Annotated in this window: 16 protein-coding genes; 10 read left to right on the forward strand and 6 right to left on the reverse strand. The window is 36.1% G+C overall.

Annotated elements, in window-relative coordinates:
• Positions 1 to 13: 13 nt before the first annotated feature.
• A complete protein-coding gene (locus tag H4J39_RS03930) occupies positions 14 to 1,480 on the reverse strand; it encodes an alpha/beta fold hydrolase (RefSeq protein ID WP_182226088.1) in 1,467 nt (488 codons plus the stop codon).
• 374 nt (positions 1,481 to 1,854) lie between these two features.
• Positions 1,855 to 3,441: an isocitrate lyase gene (locus H4J39_RS03935; RefSeq protein WP_182181738.1), complete on the reverse strand. Its 1,587-nt coding sequence runs from the start codon at positions 3,439 to 3,441 to the stop codon at positions 1,855 to 1,857.
• 341 nt (positions 3,442 to 3,782) lie between these two features.
• Here H4J39_RS03935 and H4J39_RS03940 point away from each other — a divergent pair, with 341 nt between their 5' ends.
• From H4J39_RS03940 to H4J39_RS03960, 5 genes are all read left to right on the forward strand, one after another.
• Positions 3,783 to 4,718, forward strand: coding sequence for a LysR family transcriptional regulator (locus H4J39_RS03940; protein WP_182226089.1), 936 nt, complete (start codon positions 3,783 to 3,785; stop codon positions 4,716 to 4,718).
• A gap of 8 nt (positions 4,719 to 4,726) precedes the next feature.
• On the forward strand, positions 4,727 to 5,104 hold the full coding sequence (locus H4J39_RS03945; protein WP_182226090.1) for a CidA/LrgA family protein: 378 nt from the start codon (positions 4,727 to 4,729) through the stop codon (positions 5,102 to 5,104).
• On the forward strand, positions 5,101 to 5,820 hold the full coding sequence (locus tag H4J39_RS03950; protein WP_182181735.1) for an LrgB family protein: 720 nt from the start codon (positions 5,101 to 5,103) through the stop codon (positions 5,818 to 5,820). The genes H4J39_RS03945 and H4J39_RS03950 overlap by 4 nt, the downstream gene beginning before the upstream one ends.
• Before the next feature lie 426 nt (positions 5,821 to 6,246).
• A complete protein-coding gene (locus tag H4J39_RS03955) occupies positions 6,247 to 8,427 on the forward strand; it encodes a malate synthase G (protein ID WP_182226159.1) in 2,181 nt (726 codons plus the stop codon).
• Positions 8,428 to 8,751: 324 nt separating this feature from the next.
• Positions 8,752 to 9,114 (forward strand): hypothetical protein, encoded by a 363-nt coding sequence (locus H4J39_RS03960; protein WP_182226091.1) that lies wholly within the window; start codon positions 8,752 to 8,754, stop codon positions 9,112 to 9,114.
• Between the two features lie 81 nt (positions 9,115 to 9,195).
• Here H4J39_RS03960 and H4J39_RS03965 read toward each other — a convergent pair whose 3' ends face one another.
• From H4J39_RS03965 to H4J39_RS03975, 3 genes are all read right to left on the reverse strand, one after another.
• Positions 9,196 to 10,767, reverse strand: coding sequence for an ATP-binding protein (locus tag H4J39_RS03965; RefSeq protein WP_182226092.1), 1,572 nt, complete (start codon positions 10,765 to 10,767; stop codon positions 9,196 to 9,198).
• Between the two features lie 152 nt (positions 10,768 to 10,919).
• Complete coding sequence (locus tag H4J39_RS03970) at positions 10,920 to 11,870, reverse strand: ornithine cyclodeaminase family protein (protein WP_182226093.1); 951 nt, start codon at positions 11,868 to 11,870, stop codon at positions 10,920 to 10,922.
• Between the two features lie 86 nt (positions 11,871 to 11,956).
• On the reverse strand, positions 11,957 to 12,355 hold the full coding sequence (locus tag H4J39_RS03975; RefSeq protein WP_182226094.1) for a hypothetical protein: 399 nt from the start codon (positions 12,353 to 12,355) through the stop codon (positions 11,957 to 11,959).
• A 215-nt stretch (positions 12,356 to 12,570) separates the two neighbouring features.
• On the opposite strand from H4J39_RS03975, the gene H4J39_RS03980 reads away from it, so the two are divergent.
• Positions 12,571 to 13,266 carry a hypothetical protein gene (locus H4J39_RS03980; protein ID WP_182226095.1) on the forward strand — a complete coding sequence of 232 codons (696 nt, stop codon included), beginning with the start codon at positions 12,571 to 12,573 and terminating at the stop codon, positions 13,264 to 13,266.
• A 71-nt stretch (positions 13,267 to 13,337) separates the two neighbouring features.
• The gene (locus H4J39_RS03985) at positions 13,338 to 13,952 is read left to right on the forward strand and encodes a hypothetical protein (RefSeq protein ID WP_182226096.1); all 615 of its coding nucleotides are present in this window, start codon (positions 13,338 to 13,340) and stop codon (positions 13,950 to 13,952) included.
• 40 nt (positions 13,953 to 13,992) lie between these two features.
• Here the strand turns inward: H4J39_RS03985 and H4J39_RS03990 are convergent, their stop codons facing one another.
• Positions 13,993 to 15,483 carry a sodium:alanine symporter family protein gene (locus H4J39_RS03990; protein WP_182226097.1) on the reverse strand — a complete coding sequence of 497 codons (1,491 nt, stop codon included), beginning with the start codon at positions 15,481 to 15,483 and terminating at the stop codon, positions 13,993 to 13,995.
• Positions 15,484 to 15,601: 118 nt separating this feature from the next.
• Here H4J39_RS03990 and H4J39_RS03995 point away from each other — a divergent pair, with 118 nt between their 5' ends.
• From H4J39_RS03995 to ctlX, 3 genes are all read left to right on the forward strand, one after another.
• Positions 15,602 to 16,045, forward strand: coding sequence for an Lrp/AsnC family transcriptional regulator (locus H4J39_RS03995; protein WP_182226098.1), 444 nt, complete (start codon positions 15,602 to 15,604; stop codon positions 16,043 to 16,045).
• 218 nt (positions 16,046 to 16,263) lie between these two features.
• Entirely contained in the window at positions 16,264 to 16,494 is a 231-nt protein-coding gene (locus H4J39_RS04000) for a hypothetical protein (protein WP_310649714.1), read from the forward strand.
• A 28-nt stretch (positions 16,495 to 16,522) separates the two neighbouring features.
• Entirely contained in the window at positions 16,523 to 17,446 is a 924-nt protein-coding gene (ctlX, locus tag H4J39_RS04005; RefSeq protein ID WP_182226100.1) for a citrulline utilization hydrolase CtlX, read from the forward strand.
• The last annotated feature ends 47 nt before the right edge of the window (positions 17,447 to 17,493 follow it).

Here is a 17,493-nt window from a genome sequence, read left to right on the forward strand (position 1 = left end):
AATAATAATATCCTTATAGGGTGCCGTTTAGATGGGTCATAAACGTTACACTTTTTAGTTCAGCTAAACACGACTCATCTAAATTATTAGGATCAAGTGTTTCTAGAAATTCATTAACGATATCGACCCCACAATCCGTTGAAGCAACAATATGCGCACTGTTTTTTGAAATAATATGATGGTTATTAGGTAACGTTGCTGCAGATTTATCACCATTACTTGGTGGTGTTACCGGGTCTAAATCACCTGATAAAATAAGGGTTGGAATATTTGCGGTTACACTTTGGTAGAATTCGTTACTCACCGAGTATTTAGGCCATAATGGGCAAGCTTGCAACCACGCATTATGGCTTTCACTACCTCCGAAGTCGTTCTGCGCATCAGCGGCAAACATTTCAGCGCTAATTTTAGGGAAATCTTCATTACAGACAATGTTTAACGTTAAACCAACATACATGCCTATGCCGCCATCTGACATCGCAATTAAACCAACCAGAGGTTGATAATTACCTAAAAAGGCTTGATGAATAACCAACGGCACTAAAGGTCGTGTTTCCATCGAATATAACTGCATAAGTATATTACTAATGAACTTACTACGACTTAACACAAAATCAGTTTTTGAGCCTAAACGTGGATGAGCTATTTCAATCTTAACGGATGCTTGTTCTAACCGGGCAACAACAGCTTTAAATTCATCGGCGAGTGCTGGGTAAGCTTTATTGCAGCTTTCATCTTGCTTACAATTTTCAAGTAATAAATTAAATGAACGGGCTGAGCTTTGACCAAAAGCGCCAATAGGCACTTCAATCGGTCCTACACTATCTAATACCACACTGTTAAGTGCGTCTGGAAACATGCGCATATAGACTAGAGCTGCTCGTGTACCGTAAGAACCACCATAAATATTAATTTTGTTATGATTTAACGCACGACGAACGGCATCAAAATCACGAATGGCATTTTCTGAGTTATATTGACTTAAGTCGCCTTTAAATTGTGCAATACAATCTTTGATCTCTTGTGCTGAAAAATCTTCAGGAATAATTTCATAAACATTGCTTACCGTATTTTCGTCACACTCTAGCGGATGAGATTTTCCTGTACCACGTTGATCAACTAAAATAATGTCGTGCGATTTTCTTATTTCACTAAACGTTGTAAATATATGTGCCGCTAATTCAACCGCTGCTTGTCCTGGTCCGCCTGCCAAGAACATTAAAGGGGTTTTATTTTGACTATTATCAATTGCAGGTAATACCGCAAAGTTAACCGCTATTTGTTCGCCATTTGGTAGACTATAATTTTCGGGTACTTGTAATTTGCCACATTGAACTTGTGACTTAATGCCTTTTAGGTGGCAGTTTTCCAAAGTTAACACTTCATTATTATTGTTTTGTGTCTCTGCATCATCAGCCAAGAGTAGTGAGCTAAAACTCAGTAAGCTTAATGCAAGAAGACTTTGCCATTTTCTATTCATTATTTTATTCCTTTTAAAATATCGAACATATAGTCTCAGCCTTAAGCGTTTTATTACAACTTATTTTAAATAAAACGAAATTAACTTTAGTAACTTGTTTATATAGGTATTTTTTTTAAATAAAGAGAGGGTAATGATTCTTTTGAATATGGGTAAAGTTAAATATGGGTTATTCATTGGCACCACGACATACCGTACATCGATGTAGGTACTTACGATTTGTTTGGAACAAAAATCATGACCGCACATCCTGACCATTCGCCGCTCATTGCCATCCATGGCACCACGACATACCGTACATCCTGTACATAAAAAAACCGAATAACAATAAATGTTATTCGGTTTTTACTTCTAGAGAAAACTGTTTTTAATTATTATGAGAACTGGTTAGAAGTGTTGTTCGCTCCGCCCGCTTTAAGGGCATTCTCACCGGCAAAGTATTCTTTATGGTCATCACCCATGTCTGAACCAGACATGTTTTGATGTTTAACACAGGCGATACCTTGACGAATTTCTTTACGTTGAACACCTTCAACATAACCCAACATACCCTGGTCACCGAAGTATTCTTTAGCAAGGTTATCCGTAGATAACGCAGCCGTATGATAAGTAGGTAATGTAATCAAGTGATGGAAAATACCTGCTTCGCGTGCCGTATCTGATTGGAAGCTACGAATTTTGTCATCTGCTGATGCAGCTAACTCAGTCGTATCGTAATCAACATTCATTAAATCAGCACGAACATAGTTTGATACATCTTCACCAGCAGCAACCATAGTATCGTATGCTTGTTGACGGAAGTTAAGTGTCCAGTTAAATGATGGGCTGTTGTTATAAACAAGCTTAGCATCTGGAATTTCTTTACGCACTTCATTCATCATTGCAGTAATGTCAGCAACGTTTGGTGTTGCTGTTTCTATCCATAGCAAATCTGCGCCAGCTTTAATCGCTTCAATACTGTCAAATACACAACGCTCTTCACCCGTACCTTGACGGAATTGGTATAAACCAGAAGGTAAACGTTTAGGTCGAACTAACTTACCATTACGGTTGAAACACACATCGCCTTCAGCCATATCGCTTACGTCAATTTCTTCAACATCTAGGAAAGAGTTATAAATATCACCTTGATCGCCTGGCTCTTTAACAACCGCGATTTCTTTAGTCAGGCCAGCACCTTCAGAATCTGTACGTGAAACGATAATACCGTTATCAATACCTAGTTCTAAAAATGCATGACGCAATGCGCGAATTTTTGAATGAAAATCAGCATGAGGAACAGTCACTTTACCATCTTGATGTCCACATTGTTTTTCATCAGCCACTTGGTTTTCTATTTGAAGGGCACAAGCGCCAGCTTCAATCATTTGCTTAGCCATGATGTAAGTCGCTTCAGCATTACCAAAACCGGCATCGATATCGGCAATAATTGGCACAACATGTGTAACGTGATTATCAATTTTGTACTGAATAGCGGCTTTATCGCCATCGCTTGCAGCGTCTAGTTCACGGAAAAGACCACCAAGTTCACGGGCATCTGCTTGACGTAAGAAAGTGTAAAGTTCGGCAACCAAAGAAGCTACTGAGGTTTTTTCATGCATTGATTGGTCAGGAAGAGGACCGAATTCGCTACGCAATGCAGCAACCATCCAACCTGAAAGGTATAAGTAACGACGGTCTGTTTGACCATCAAAATGTTTCTTAATAGAAATCATTTTTTGTTGGCCAATAAAACCATGCCAGCAACCTAACGATTGAGTGTACTTAGAGCTGTCAGCATCAAAAGCAGCCATATCACTGCGCATAATGTCTGCAGTATATTGAGCAATCTCTAAACCAGTTTTAAATCTGTTTTGTGCACGCATACGAGCAACTGACTCTGGGTTTATAGCATCCCAAGAGCTTCCTGCATTGGCTTTAATTGCTTGAACTGCTTCTATCGCACTTTGATAATTAGACATGTTACTCTCCAAGAGTCTGTAATTTTTTTTAAATGGTGTTGTTCGCTTTAGCATTTGTGATGAAAGTAAATATGAAAGCAAACATACCGAACAACACAAAGTCTAGAACATACTGAGAGTATTCTTGAAATATATAATATCTATCACTACCATTCACAAGATAAATACACAATCACATAAAAATATATATTCATATTTTTCAATGAGTAAAAACCAAAAAATCAGACTTTAGTCTTAAAAAATAAGGTCTAAAATTTTATTTAGTACTGAAAACTTCTTGATTTATTTTTCTGCCCATGACATATACATTAGTTATATTATTTCTATTGGTCATAAAAACTATGAATATTGCTAAAATTGATTTAAACCTACTTATTTATCTTGATGTTTTACTTAGAGAAAAAAATGTTACCCGCTCAGCAAGCCAGCTTAATATTACCCAGCCAGCTATGAGTAACGGTTTAAAAAGACTCAGAAATTTGTTTAACGATCCGATATTAGTAAGAACATCAGACGGTATGGTGCCAACAGAACGCTCTAGAGCTTTAGCGCCGGTGATCAGAAAAATTTTATTAGAACTTGAAGAAGCACTACAAGGCGAAGAAGAATTTAATGAAAAGCATAGCCAACGTGTTTTCCGTATTATGGCGAGTGATTATGCTGCTTCAACGTTATTGCCAAGTTTATTAAGAAAGATAAATGAAATTGCCCCAAATGTTACCATTGATATTATGACACCAAGTGATGTAACTTTTCATGATGTTGAAGCCGGTAAAATTGACATGGCCATAAACCGTTTTGATGAATTACCACAGTCTTTTCATCAAAAAACAATATGGCGTGATTCATTCTCATGTTTGTTGAGTGCTGAGAGCCCTTATGTTGCCGAATTTAATTTAGACACATACCTTTCATCAAAACATGTTTGGGTATCAAAGACAGGCTTTGGGGTTGGCGTGGGCATGGACCCTAAAGATGTACAAAAATTAGGATGGGTAGATGAAGCGTTGGCCCGTTTAGGTAAGCACCGAGATATAAAGGTCTTTACCCGTAATTATCATGTCGCCATGCAACTCGCCTATGAAGACGGCTTAATTGCTACTCTACCTACAAAAGCAGCAATGCTTCATAAAGATGATCATAAATATACAATTGTCCCCCCCCCTTTTGACATTCCAGATATCGAATTAAAAATGATTTGGAGCCCGTTATTACACCATGATGCTAGCCACATTTGGTTTAGACAATTGGTTATAGAGGCGGCAGAACAAGGGTAATATAAAAAATGATAGGTCATATAATTTACAGTATCTTGTCGGTGGGTATTTGTTTGCTAACAGGGAAAGCAATTGAGCTTTTTTTGCCAATTCTGCCTGCAAGTTTATATGGCATGATGATGTTTACAGCTTTACTTCATTATCGACTTCTTAATGCTAAACGAATTCAACCCTGTATTGAATGGGCGCTTGCTAACATGGCAGTGTGCTTTGTTCCCGCAGGGGTAGGAATAATTAATCATTTTGAACTCATAAAGAATCATGGATTTTCCTTAGTGGCGATCATATTTTTGACTACATTTTTATTGCTCACCTTCGTTGGGCTCAGCTATCAGCGGCAACTTAATAAACAAGCGTCAGTAGACGATGAAGGGCTGAGCAAATGATAAGTCCAACATTTATAACGACGCTAAGCGCCGGCTTACTCTATATAGTGCTTACTATTGCAGTTTATCAAGTTTATGCTCGCCTTCAAAAATCATTAAAAAAAGCATGGCTAAATCCGATGCTGTTATCGATTCTAACGCTGATCCCACTTTTATTATTTTTTAACGTGCCGTTCGAACAATATTATCAAGCCACTTATCCATTAAATAAACTCTTAGAGCCTGCTGTTGTTGCTCTGGGATTCCCGCTATATCAGCACCTTCAAACCATTAGAAAACAATGGCGACATATATTAATACTGTTATTGATGGGTGTTTTTATTGCTATTTCTATAAGTTTTATTATGACTTTATGGATAATTAATCAATATGATATTGCCGTCTCGCTTTCTTTAAAGTCAGTGACAACACCTATAGGTATTGCATTAACAGAGCAGCTAAATGGCAATAATTCAATCACAGCATTTGCGATTATTTTAGCTGGATTATTTGGTGCTCTATTAGGCCCCCCTTGGCTTTCATTGATCAACGTTACCTCTGCTAAAGCACAAGGACTAGCAATTGGTGCCGCCAGCCACGCACTTGGCACAGCAACAATAAGTAAGGTGAGTTATGAACATGCCGCCTACAGCTCTCTAGCATTGATTATTTCAGCGGTAGTTACCGCAATATTTAGCCCTTTGATCATTAATACATTAGCTCATTTTTTACAGTAGCTTGGATTTAATCGTGCGAAGAGCACGTGTGTTATTTTTTTAATTGATAAACTTTATTATGCGACAGACTAACATTCACAGAAAGAACGAATAAGATCACTTACATTCACAACATTGATGGTAGCTATTATAAATAACAATAATTATTGTCACTTAATGAAAAAACAAAACAAAAAACAAAAGACTCCTTGTTTATCAATTAATTACCAAGGTAGACTCATATCATAAATAAAAAACAGTGAGTTAGCCCACCCACATAATAATTGTCTGCTATTGCATGAAAAAATAATACCTCCTACATTGCACTTAGATAACGTCATTAATTATGTTTTATGCCTATTTTTAAAGGTGATTTAAAAATTTTTACGCCATGACACAACATTCAAATAACAACTTGCGTGAATTATTGCACAAGAGGAAAGTATGATGACCCAATATGTAAAGACCCAAAATATACAAGTAGCTCAATGTTTACATCACTTTATTGAACAAGATGTACTTCCTCATAGTACAATTTCTCCTACTGAATTTTGGCAACGTTTTTCAGTGATTATTGAAGAACTGAGTCCTATTAATAAATCTTTATTAATAAAGCGTGATGATTTACAACAAAAAATAGATTGTTGGCATCAGAATAACTTTGGCGATAAATTTGATTTTTCTGCCTATAAACGTTTTCTAAAAGACATTAACTATCTTGTACCTGAGGTAGCAGATTTCAAAATAACGACACAAAATGTAGATGCTGAATTAGCAACAATGGCGGGGCCCCAATTAGTGGTTCCCATAATGAATGCTAGATTTGCACTTAATGCCGTAAATGCACGTTGGGGCAGTTTATATGATGCACTTTATGGTAGTGACGTTATTGCTGAAGAAAATGGTGCTGAAAATTCGATGGCTTATAACCCTGCTCGTGGTCAAAAAGTCATTGAATTTGCACGACAGTTTTTAGATCAAAGCATTCCACTTACACAAGGAAGTCATGCGCACGCAAACCAATATAGAATATCAGGTGCTCAATTATCAATTGAGCTTGAAAATGGTGATATAGCGGAACTGGAAAAACCTGATGCTTTTAAAGGCTACCAGGGGGACTCTAAAACCCCCAAAGCACTCTTATTTGAACATAATGGGTTACATTTTGAGATTAACTTTGATGAAATAAGTGAAATAGCAAAAAGTGACAATGCCGGTATTTCTGATATCACTCTTGAATCGGCTTTAACAACCATTATGGACTGCGAAGATTCTGTGGCAGCGGTAGATGCTGAAGATAAAGTCGTTGCTTATAAAAACTGGTTAGGTTTAATGCAAGGTAATTTAACCACTACACTCTCGAAGAATGGCAAAAAAATTCAACGAGAAATGGCGGCTGATAGAAAGTATCATCAAACTGATGGTAAAAGTTTAATACTGAAAGGCCGTAGCTTAATGTTTGTTCGAAATGTTGGCCACTTAATGACAAATAATGCCATATTATTAGCTGATGGCTCTGAAGTGCCTGAAGGCATTGTTGATGCCATGGTTACCTCATTGATTGCTAGCACCAATTTAGAGAGCACTTCAGAAAAAGCTCTCTCTTGTAATAGTGCAGAAAAATCTATTTATATTGTTAAACCTAAAATGCATGGCCCGGAAGAAGTTGCTTTTGCAAATACTTTATTTGAGCAAGTAGAAAATGCATTAAATTTAGCAAAGAACACCATAAAAATGGGCATTATGGATGAAGAGCGCCGTACCAGTGTTAATTTAAAAGCTTGTATCGCCGAAGCAAAATCTCGTGTGGTTTTCATTAATACCGGCTTTTTAGATCGCACCGGAGATGAAATTCATACTTCAATGGCAGCAGGTATCATGGCCAAAAAAGCAGATATCAAATTAACACCGTGGATAGCTGCTTATGAAGATAACAATGTTGATGTTGGCTTAGCTTGTGGTTTCAGTGGTAAAGCACAAATAGGTAAAGGCATGTGGCCAATTCCAGACCAAATGTTGAATATGCTAGCAACTAAAATAAATCATGTTCAAGCAGGCGCAAATACGGCTTGGGTTCCCTCCCCTACAGCAGCAACCCTACATGCTTTGCATTACCATAGAGAGAATGTATTCGCTCTACAAAAAGAATTATCAGCACGTTTGCCCGCTAGCCTAGATGATATTTTAACAATTCCTCTGGCTAAAAATACTGACTGGAGTGATCAAGAGATATCTGATGAACTAGACAATAACGCACAAGGGATTTTAGGTTATGTCGTTCGATGGATTGATCAAGGTGTGGGTTGTTCAAAAGTACTTGATATTAATAATGTTGGCTTAATGGAGGACAGAGCAACTTTACGTATCTCCAGTCAACATATGGCAAACTGGCTAACCCATAAAGTGTGCAGTGAAGAGCAAGTTTTAGCCAGTTTGAAGAAAATGGCCAAAGTAGTCGATAGTCAAAATGAAAGTGATGCTAACTATTTATCCATGGCACATGATTTTGAAAATAGTATCGCTTTTAAAGCCGCTTGTGATTTAGTCTTTTTAGGAACTAAACAAGTTAATGGTTATACGGAGCCTCTATTACATAGCTATCGTCTTAAAGTAAAACAGCGTAGCTAATCTATTTGGTTCTCACTCTAAAAAGAAATATTTATCATAATATTTCTTTTTTTATTTTCAAAGGGGTGAAACTTTACACGGTAATTGCCTGTCTACTGTGAATACACCTATTTATTGATAATTTATAATGAGGGTATGACTATTTAGGCTATTAAACCCAATTTTTTTACCATTGAGCTTAAACCGCTCGTAATATATTTTTTTACAATTTATAGTTAGTATGTACACATTTTAGTTACAATGATGATAATTACTATTAAAATGCTTCTCAGTAAGACTTTTTATAGTCAATGCCCTGTGAATTTATAAGACGAGGATCGCAACATGAAATCACAATTTAAAACGGTAGCCTTGAGTGCCATATTCAGCATCATTGGATTGTGCTGTACACTTTCGACTGCATCAGCAGAATCAAAAATAACTCAAATTAACCAAGAACTTATGAGTGTCACTTGTATGACAGCTTCTTCTAAATTGGCTAATGAAGGTGGTAAAAAAGTAAAGCCATTGTTGAAACCTGACAATGGGATAACAGAATATAGCGCATGTAAGACGATAACTAAAAACGAATACTTTGAGCTAGCCATTATCTTTAATGATAAATTGCAGCAGTTTATTTCAGTATTATTTGTAGATGACACAAATAATACTGACACGCCAAACAACCAGTTATCTAAGCTAGATTAAAACAGAAATAATATCAGGCGGGTATTAACGAACATTAAAAAAGCCTTAATGGCTTTTTTTCGTTTTACTTAAATAGATAATCTATGCTTCAAGGTCGCCTTTTTTATTTTTTATTGGCACCTTAACTTCAAAACTACACCCCTGTGTTGTTTCTAAGCATTTAATGGTGCCTTTTAATTTTGCATCGACTAAGTTATAAACAATATTCATACCTAGTCCTGAACCACCTTGACCACGTTTAGTCGTAACAAAAGGGTCAAAGATACGGTTTACTACACTACTATCTAAACCCTTGCCATTATCACTGTAAGTGAGCGTTAAAAAGCCATTATGCTCAACAAATTTTATAGATATTTCACCCGTGTCGATTCCATCAAAGCCATGTATATGAGAGTTTGTTAAAAAATTAGTAAGAATTTGATTCCATGCGCTTGGGTAGGTTATTAAATTGAGCTTTTCGTCTATATCAATATTAATCGTATAATTTTTACGTTTGAAAAGTGTTTTGACCGTGTTGACAACATCATTAACATGAGTGGATAAATTAATTTTCAATTCAGGGTCTGTATGTTGTTCAACAGCCACTGATTTAAACCCTCTAATTAATTCAACCGCTTTGTTCAAACTCCTTTCAATAATATTTTGATATTCAATCAATAGATCAAGCGTTTTAGTTAAGTGTGATTTCGTCAGGTTTTCAGTTTCTACTGAGTGGTTTAATTCCAGCACCTTTTCTTTCAAAGCTGTAATTGAAGTGACACAAATCCCCAAAGGGGTATTTACTTCGTGCGCAACACCAGCCACAAGTTGCCCCAAAGAAGCCATTTTTTCTGATTGTACTAGTTGATCTTTTGCTAAAGTTAAATCGTCTAATGATTGCTGTAACTGCTTGTTACTCGATGCCAACTTAGACGTACGATCATAAACCTTAACCTCAAGCTCACCATTTAGGTTAAGCAATGCATTTTCAGCCTCTTCAAGTTTTAAAATGTCATTCTTTAATGTCGTTCGCATATAATTAATAGTATCAGCAAGTTCATCAAGTTCGTCTTTAACCTTTGGCCGCGTTCTTAACACTAATGGCGTATCTATTTTTTCAGCAGCAACTTGTTGGAAGTAATAAGTAATATGATAAATATGGCGAGTTATAAGCCAATGAACAATAAAAATAATAAAGAAAGCAACGATAAAAATTTTGATCACTTCAGCGGTAAGTATGAAGCCAGCTTGCTGCCACAGCCGATGATATATATCGTCATAACTTGCTGTAACGATCAGTACGCCAATATCATTTTCACTATAAAAAATGGGGTATTCTACCACTTTTTTAGCAGAATTTTTTTCGTCGCCAAACTGATAGGTTTTACCAAAGCCAGTCACTATTTTAACATGGCTAATATCAGGTAATTTAACAATACCCTGAATTTGTTGCTGTACGAGAGGTTCGTTAAAATCCCACAAACTTGTAGATATAGATTGAAGATAACTGGTTTCTATATTATCAAATCGTTGATTTAGTGTAGTAAGACTTTCATCATAATTAACGTATAATTGAAGAAAAGCTGAGCTAATAGATAGTACAGAACTACAGAGTAGTATGTAAATAAGTACCCTACGGCTTAATTTACTATTAAATGATCCAGATTTATCCATTTATCACACCATCAATTAAAAGTAAAAATATGGGTAAGAGTGCCCATATTATTGAAACAAGATATACAGCATTAAAATATTGATACTGTTTAATGTCAACAGAAAAACGACATTAACATGCTAAAAAACAATAAAAATCAACATATTTAACATTACTGACTTGCATGAACATATTCTGCAACAAGCTTAGCTGCGGTAAGGTCTTCCAATGCATGCCCTACTGACTTAAAAATAGTAATATCTTCTCGCTTTCTCTCAAAAATATACTGGTAACTACACAGAGAAAATAAATCAGCTTTAATATGTTCAGGTAGTATCACCTTAGTTTGTAACGGAATAGCCAAATCTCCAGTTTCACGTAATGCACTTTCCATATTATCTACAAAAACTTGTGAGCGTAGTAAACATTGATCATCCATTTCACGCATATCAGGACGATAAGCTCCAACCATATCTAAATGTTGACCTTTTTGTAACCATTCCCCCAAAATTAATGGCTCTTTACTTAGCGTAGCACAAGAAATAATATCCGCCTTATTGACATACTCTTTTAAATTTTCAATGGCTTCGCAGTGAATATTTAGGTGTTTAATTTGCTGACAAACGAGCTGAGCTTTCACTAAATTTCGCCCCCAGACATAAACTGTTTTAATCGGACGAACACTTGCATGTGCTGCTATTAATTGTGGGGCTAAAGTCCCTGTACCCACAATTAGCAAAACTTCGCTATCTTCTCTTGAAAGAAATCTTGTAGCTAAAGCTGATGCCGCAGCTGTTCTTTTTGCCGTAAGCGACGGAGCATCAATACTGGCTTTTAATGCACCTGTTTTAACATCAAATAATAAATAAGTACCTTGAATCGATGGAAGTTGATACAAGTGATTATCAGGGGCTACTGTAACCAGTTTAATACCAGCAACATTACCGGCTTGCCATGCTGGCATCATCAATAATGTTGTTTCTCGGCTTGCTTGGGGGTTATCAATATCAAAATGAAGACGAGGTGGTACCGTTATATTTTCAGTAAAAGCTTTTTGTAACGCATTGATTAATTTTGGATAGGATAAAGCACGATTCACCGTTGCAGCTAAAATATTTTGCATAGTTTTTAATAGTTAATTAACGAGTAAGATGAATTATCACATAATAAAATCATTATTGCATACAATATACAATAATTTAACGCGCACTAGACTACCCTTTTATATTTAGGCATTCGTCTCATTATCGCAATAGTAAACATAGCAATAAGTGCAGGAAATGCCGCATACAGCATAGTGATCAATATTGATTGACTAAAGAGCATAGCTAAGATAATAAACCCTAAACTGGGTAAAACTAGCCAAAAAGTATGTTCACTCGCACAAACATTGAAAAAACGCCCCATAATTAAGACAATAACACTGGTAAGTAAAAAGGCTGAAAAAGCGGTTACTGCACTTGAATAATAATGAAGTATAAAATTAGGGTAAGCATAAAAAACTTCAAATATTGGAGCAGAAACACCAAAACTGATTAACCAAAGAAATGTACCCGCAATTAAACAGCCAAAATTAAATGACCATAACTTTTTATTGATATTCACCATTAACGATCCTTATTTTTTATTATTATTTTGAATCTTTATTAATATTATTGATTTTCGTTATTCAGCTATTTTATATATCATGTATGGTTTTTAATCAAGATGAATAAAAAACACTCTCACCGATACTTGATTCACATAAAATATTTATCCAAGTAAAATTCAATAATAAAAGTACGTTATAATAAGTTTTTGTTATTCAACCTAGGATTACCCCCTTGAATAAATTTGCACCCATAGCTTTTGTTTTATTATTATCATGTGGTGCTGCGCTATGGTTCTTAGCCAGTGACTCTTTAAACTTTCATATTAAAAATCAACTTCAAAATATTGGTTCCCAATTAAGCCAGCAAAATGTAAATGTTGAAAATGTCACCATGCGGGGCTATCAAAGTAGCGGCACCATTACCAATTTAGTGTTCAGCCCCTCTCAACCAACAAACCTTAAAACGACTACCCAGCCGACACTTAGCATTGCTTCAATTGATTTAGTGATTGACCGAGATACCTTAAGCGAAGAAGTCATCATCATTGACAGTATTACCATTAATGGCTTAAACGCATTGTTTCATATCAACAGAGATAGTTTAAATGCTGAAACACTGCTATCCACCGTTCAAAAAAACATCCCTCAATTGACCATGCCAACAAGCGTTATTGAGCATGAGCAGCAAGGTAAAGTGGCGCTTCCCTTATTACAAGTCACTAAAGTTATTGTTAACGCTGGAGTGTTGCAGATAGTCAATGATGAAAATGGCCAGACCATAACAAAAACTTTACCCCACTTTGAATTAGTGACTGCTCATAAAGAAACGGCCAGCCAAGGACAAACGATTGGTGTTGAGGTATTTGAACAATTACTTGTTTTTTTAAATAATCAGGCAAGTAAACTACAAATAACTAAAACACTGTAAAGCTTGAATTTCCCTAGTAATCAAGCTAATAATAACGGTATTGTTTATTGTTTATTGAAAAAGGTAATGAAATGCGAACGTCATTAATATCTCTGAATTTCAACTACATCATATTTATCAATACCGCTTTATTACTTTTACCTTTTTCAAGTCATGCTCAAGATATAGAAATCACACCATTTATAGGTAAGATGTTAAGTTCTGATTTAGTAAACAGTCAGAACTCTAGTGACTTAACCGTAGATAGTGGTAATAATTTTGGTTTAGCAGTGGCATGGCAAGACTCACCTAATGGTCAAGGGCAAATATTATTTAACACCGTTAACCATAACTTTATCAGCAGCTCTGATTTACAAGAACACTCCTTCGATATTAGCTATTTACATTTCAGTGGTGTTGCGCAGTTTAAACAGCGAAGTTATGTTTCAACAGTATCATTAGGCATTGGGGGGACATATTTTGAAACTGACAATAAAGACGAAATATACCCTTCAGTTACGGTTGCTTTTGGTACTCGCTACGAACTTTCCAATAACTTCGCTATTGTTACCGAGCTTAGAGGTTACGCTAGCTATATAGAAGACGATAATCAATTGTTTTGTCAAGAAACTACCTGTCACGCTTTATTAGAAGATGGGATTTGGCTTGATGGAAGTATCTCTGTTGGTTTTGCCGTTAAGTTTTAGCGCTAAATTAAAATATATTAAAGCCATGATTAAACTCACATTACTTGGGGCAGTATGTTTTTTGGTATTGCTTCAAATCAAGTTTGACTTGTGGCGCTAATAAATACAATCCGATGATATTTGCAATAGCCATTGAAAAAAACATCGAATCTGAAATTGCTATAACAGCATTTAAACTTACCGAGGCACCTAAAGCTGTACACATACAAAAAACAACCTTATAAAGCAAATCTAACACTTTCGATTCACCCACCAAATATCCCCAAGCAATAGAGCCATAATATGCCCATGAAATCATGGTTGAAATGGCAAACATCAATACTGCAACACTGAGCACATACGGAAACCACCAAATAACACTGGCAAAAGCTCTAGACGTTAACGCAACACCATCAATACCCTCTGTGGTTTGATAAGCCCCGGTAATGACAATCACCAATGCGGTTATGGTACAGATAACAATAGTATCGATAAATGGCTCAAGTAACGCCACATAACCTTCTCTAACTGGCTCTTTTGTAGAGGCGGTTGCGTGAGCAATTGAAGCGGCACCAACACCAGCTTCACTTGAAAATGTTGAACGCTTAAAACCCTGTATCATCACACCAATAATACCGCCAACAACACCTGTAGGATTGAATGCACCATTAATAATAAGGCTGACCGCATGTGGAATTTCTGTATAGTGATAGGCCAAAACAAAAAGAGCCGCTGATAAATAAAGCCCGGCCATTAAGGGCACTACTTTTTCAGTAACTTTAGCAATACTTTTAATACCACCAATAATAACGACACCAATCACAACAGCGAGTAAGCTACCGAAGAGCCAACCTTTGTCTGCCCAAAAGCTCGTTTCATTACCCATAGCAATAACAAATTGCTGAAAGGCTTGGTTTGATTGCAACATATTGCTGCCACACAATGAAGCCACAACACAACACACAGCAAAGAAACTCGCTAATACTTTACCAAGCTTTTTAAAGCCTAATTCCGCTAAACCATCTTTAAGATAATACATAGGTCCGCCATGAACCTGACCTTGCGCATTTATGTGCCGATATTTTACACCTAAAGTACATTCGAGAAATTTTGTCGACATGCCCATAAAACCAGCGACAATCATCCAAAATGTCGCGCCAGGCCCACCAATTGAAACAGCAATAGCGACACCGGCAATATTACCTAAACCTACAGTGCCAGAAAGTGCGGTGGTTAATGCTTGAAAGTGACTTACTTCACCAGGATCATCAGGATTTGAGAAATCACCACGTATAACCTTGCAAGAATGAGAAAATCCACGAATGTTAAGAAAGCCAAAATAGACCGTAAAAATCACAGCAGCGATGATAAGCCACATAACAATGAGCGGGAACTGAGTTCCTGCCACATCAACACTGTAAAAGATGATACTGGTAAATAAATCGGCTATAGGTACAAGTAGCTGATCAATATGTTGATCGATAGTTAGCTCGGATGCGAATGCGATTGAACTTAACAGTAATGTGATTATACCCATTAAGATTATTTTCATATTATTCTTTTTTAAATATTCATGAACTTATTGTGGCACAAACATGTGCTTTTAATTAGTTCGTTAATTAACTAGTATTGCACAATATAATTACAATTTGCTAAGGTCTTCTTTCAATATGAGCGAGCTTGATAATATCGACAGACAATTAATTAGTATACTTCGAACGGATGCTCGTACCTCTGTGTCAGATTTAGCTAAAAAAATTAATGTTTCTCGAGCAACGGTACAAAATAGATTAACCAAATTAGAGAAGCGCAATATCATCACAGGTTATACTATATTAGTCTCGACAGAAACTGATGATAAAATGTCTTTGGTTCGTGCTCATATGAATATTGAAATAAAGGGCAGTTCAACTAAAAATGTTAAGTTTGCCCTAATGTCAGAGCCTAGTGTCTGTAGTATCCATACAACTAATGGTCGTTGGGATATGCTTGTTGAGTTGCAAACAAGTTCACTTGAAGAGTTTGATAGAATATTATGTAGAATAAGAGGAATACCCGAAATTTCTACTTCTGAAACCAGTATTTTACTCTCATCCCATCAAGTTAGATCATAGTTAATCATGACTCATTGAAAATTATATTTTAATGAGTCATACACAATTCACCTGCTAGCCACAAAGAAACCTATCAAAATAAAATAAATACATAGCAAACTGCATAGTTAGTTATCAATTTAATGAAAAGCTTAGACTAATAGTTGCCGCTTATAAGGTTCATAATTCCTATTAATTAACCAAGGAATTATTATGACTATTTTTACTGACATTCAACAATTGCCGACGATCACCTTGTCACTGAATTTTGGCAAGTGATTGCTAGCAAGCACCTTGGTAGAAATTCAGCTGATGATATTACCATCTTTGATTCGGGTGTTTTTGCATTGGAACATTATTCAGCGCTGAGATTACTCAAGGATCTCATCGTGGGACATAACATCGGCGAAATTATCGAGTTAGTGCCTGAGCTTACTGATCAAAAAAATCTTTTTACATTACTTAACTAGTTATTTTTCTAGCTTAAAGGACACCTTAATGAAAAACGCTAATCAATCACCTTCAGCTGTTGTTATGGTTCGTCCGCACCATTTCATGGCGAACCCTGAAACGGCTGCGGATAATGTATTTCAACAGACAAATCTGGCTATGTCAGCTGAATATATTGCAGCAGAAGCAGGAAAAGAGGTTCAAAAAACGATTGAAATATTGAGATCACATGGTGTTACCGTTCATGCTTTTGATGACTTTACAAAAGACACGCCGGACTCTGTTTTTCCAAACAATTGGTTTACAACACATGAAGATGGCACTATTGGCATTTTCCCCATGTATTGTGAGAATCGTCGCAAAGAAAAGAACCCTGAAATCATAAAATTATTATCAAAAGAATATAAAGTCAATAAAGTTGTCGATTATTCTATGCTCGAAAAACAGCATCTTTTTTTGGAAGGCACTGGCTCTATGGTATTAGACCATTCAAATAGATATGCTTATGCAGTTATTTCAAATCGCATGAGTGAACGCGTGCTAAATCAATTTTGTAAAGACTTCCATTATCAGCCGGTTCCATTTACCGCCACAGATGATAATAATGTGGCCGTATACCATACCAATGTATTAATGAGTATGGCGACTAACTTTGTGCTTATTGGACTAGATTGCGTTAAAAACTTAGTCGAACGCACAAGTTTAATCGAACGTTTTCAAGAAAGTGATAAAGAAATCATTGAACTAACCTATGAGCAAATATGTAAGTTTGCCGGCAATGCATTAGAGCTTTCTACACCTAATGGTAATATTTTAGCAATGTCTACAACAGCCTATAATTCGTTGACTGAAAGCCAGATATTGATGATTGAAAATTACGTTAAGATTGTCCCTATTAATGTATCTACAATAGAACTCGCTGGGGGCTCTATTCGCTGTATGTTAGCTGGTATTCATTTATCTACAAGATAAAAGTAATACGATCACTTTCACGGTGCCGCTATTTATTAAACAAGCAT

The sequence above is a fragment of the Colwellia sp. Bg11-12 genome, assembly GCF_014076955.1.
GTDB lineage: Bacteria > Pseudomonadota > Gammaproteobacteria > Enterobacterales > Alteromonadaceae > Colwellia_A.

Excerpts from the sequence above, each read along its gene's own strand:
- H4J39_RS03930 (WP_182226088.1), bottom strand. The coding sequence starts at position 1,480 with ATGAATAGAAAATGGCAAAGTCTTCTTGCATTAAGCTTACTGAGTTTT.
- H4J39_RS03935 (WP_182181738.1), bottom strand. The coding sequence starts at position 3,441 with ATGTCTAATTATCAAAGTGCGATAGAAGCAGTTCAAGCAATTAAAGCC.
- H4J39_RS03940 (WP_182226089.1), top strand. The coding sequence starts at position 3,783 with ATGAATATTGCTAAAATTGATTTAAACCTACTTATTTATCTTGATGTT.
- H4J39_RS03945 (WP_182226090.1), top strand. The coding sequence starts at position 4,727 with ATGATAGGTCATATAATTTACAGTATCTTGTCGGTGGGTATTTGTTTG.
- H4J39_RS03950 (WP_182181735.1), top strand. The coding sequence starts at position 5,101 with ATGATAAGTCCAACATTTATAACGACGCTAAGCGCCGGCTTACTCTAT.
- H4J39_RS03955 (WP_182226159.1), top strand. The coding sequence starts at position 6,247 with ATGACCCAATATGTAAAGACCCAAAATATACAAGTAGCTCAATGTTTA.
- H4J39_RS03960 (WP_182226091.1), top strand. The coding sequence starts at position 8,752 with ATGAAATCACAATTTAAAACGGTAGCCTTGAGTGCCATATTCAGCATC.
- H4J39_RS03965 (WP_182226092.1), bottom strand. The coding sequence starts at position 10,767 with ATGGATAAATCTGGATCATTTAATAGTAAATTAAGCCGTAGGGTACTT.
- H4J39_RS03970 (WP_182226093.1), bottom strand. The coding sequence starts at position 11,870 with ATGCAAAATATTTTAGCTGCAACGGTGAATCGTGCTTTATCCTATCCA.
- H4J39_RS03975 (WP_182226094.1), bottom strand. The coding sequence starts at position 12,355 with ATGGTGAATATCAATAAAAAGTTATGGTCATTTAATTTTGGCTGTTTA.
- H4J39_RS03985 (WP_182226096.1), top strand. The coding sequence starts at position 13,338 with ATGCGAACGTCATTAATATCTCTGAATTTCAACTACATCATATTTATC.
- H4J39_RS03990 (WP_182226097.1), bottom strand. The coding sequence starts at position 15,483 with ATGAAAATAATCTTAATGGGTATAATCACATTACTGTTAAGTTCAATC.
- H4J39_RS03995 (WP_182226098.1), top strand. The coding sequence starts at position 15,602 with ATGAGCGAGCTTGATAATATCGACAGACAATTAATTAGTATACTTCGA.
- ctlX (WP_182226100.1), top strand. The coding sequence starts at position 16,523 with ATGAAAAACGCTAATCAATCACCTTCAGCTGTTGTTATGGTTCGTCCG.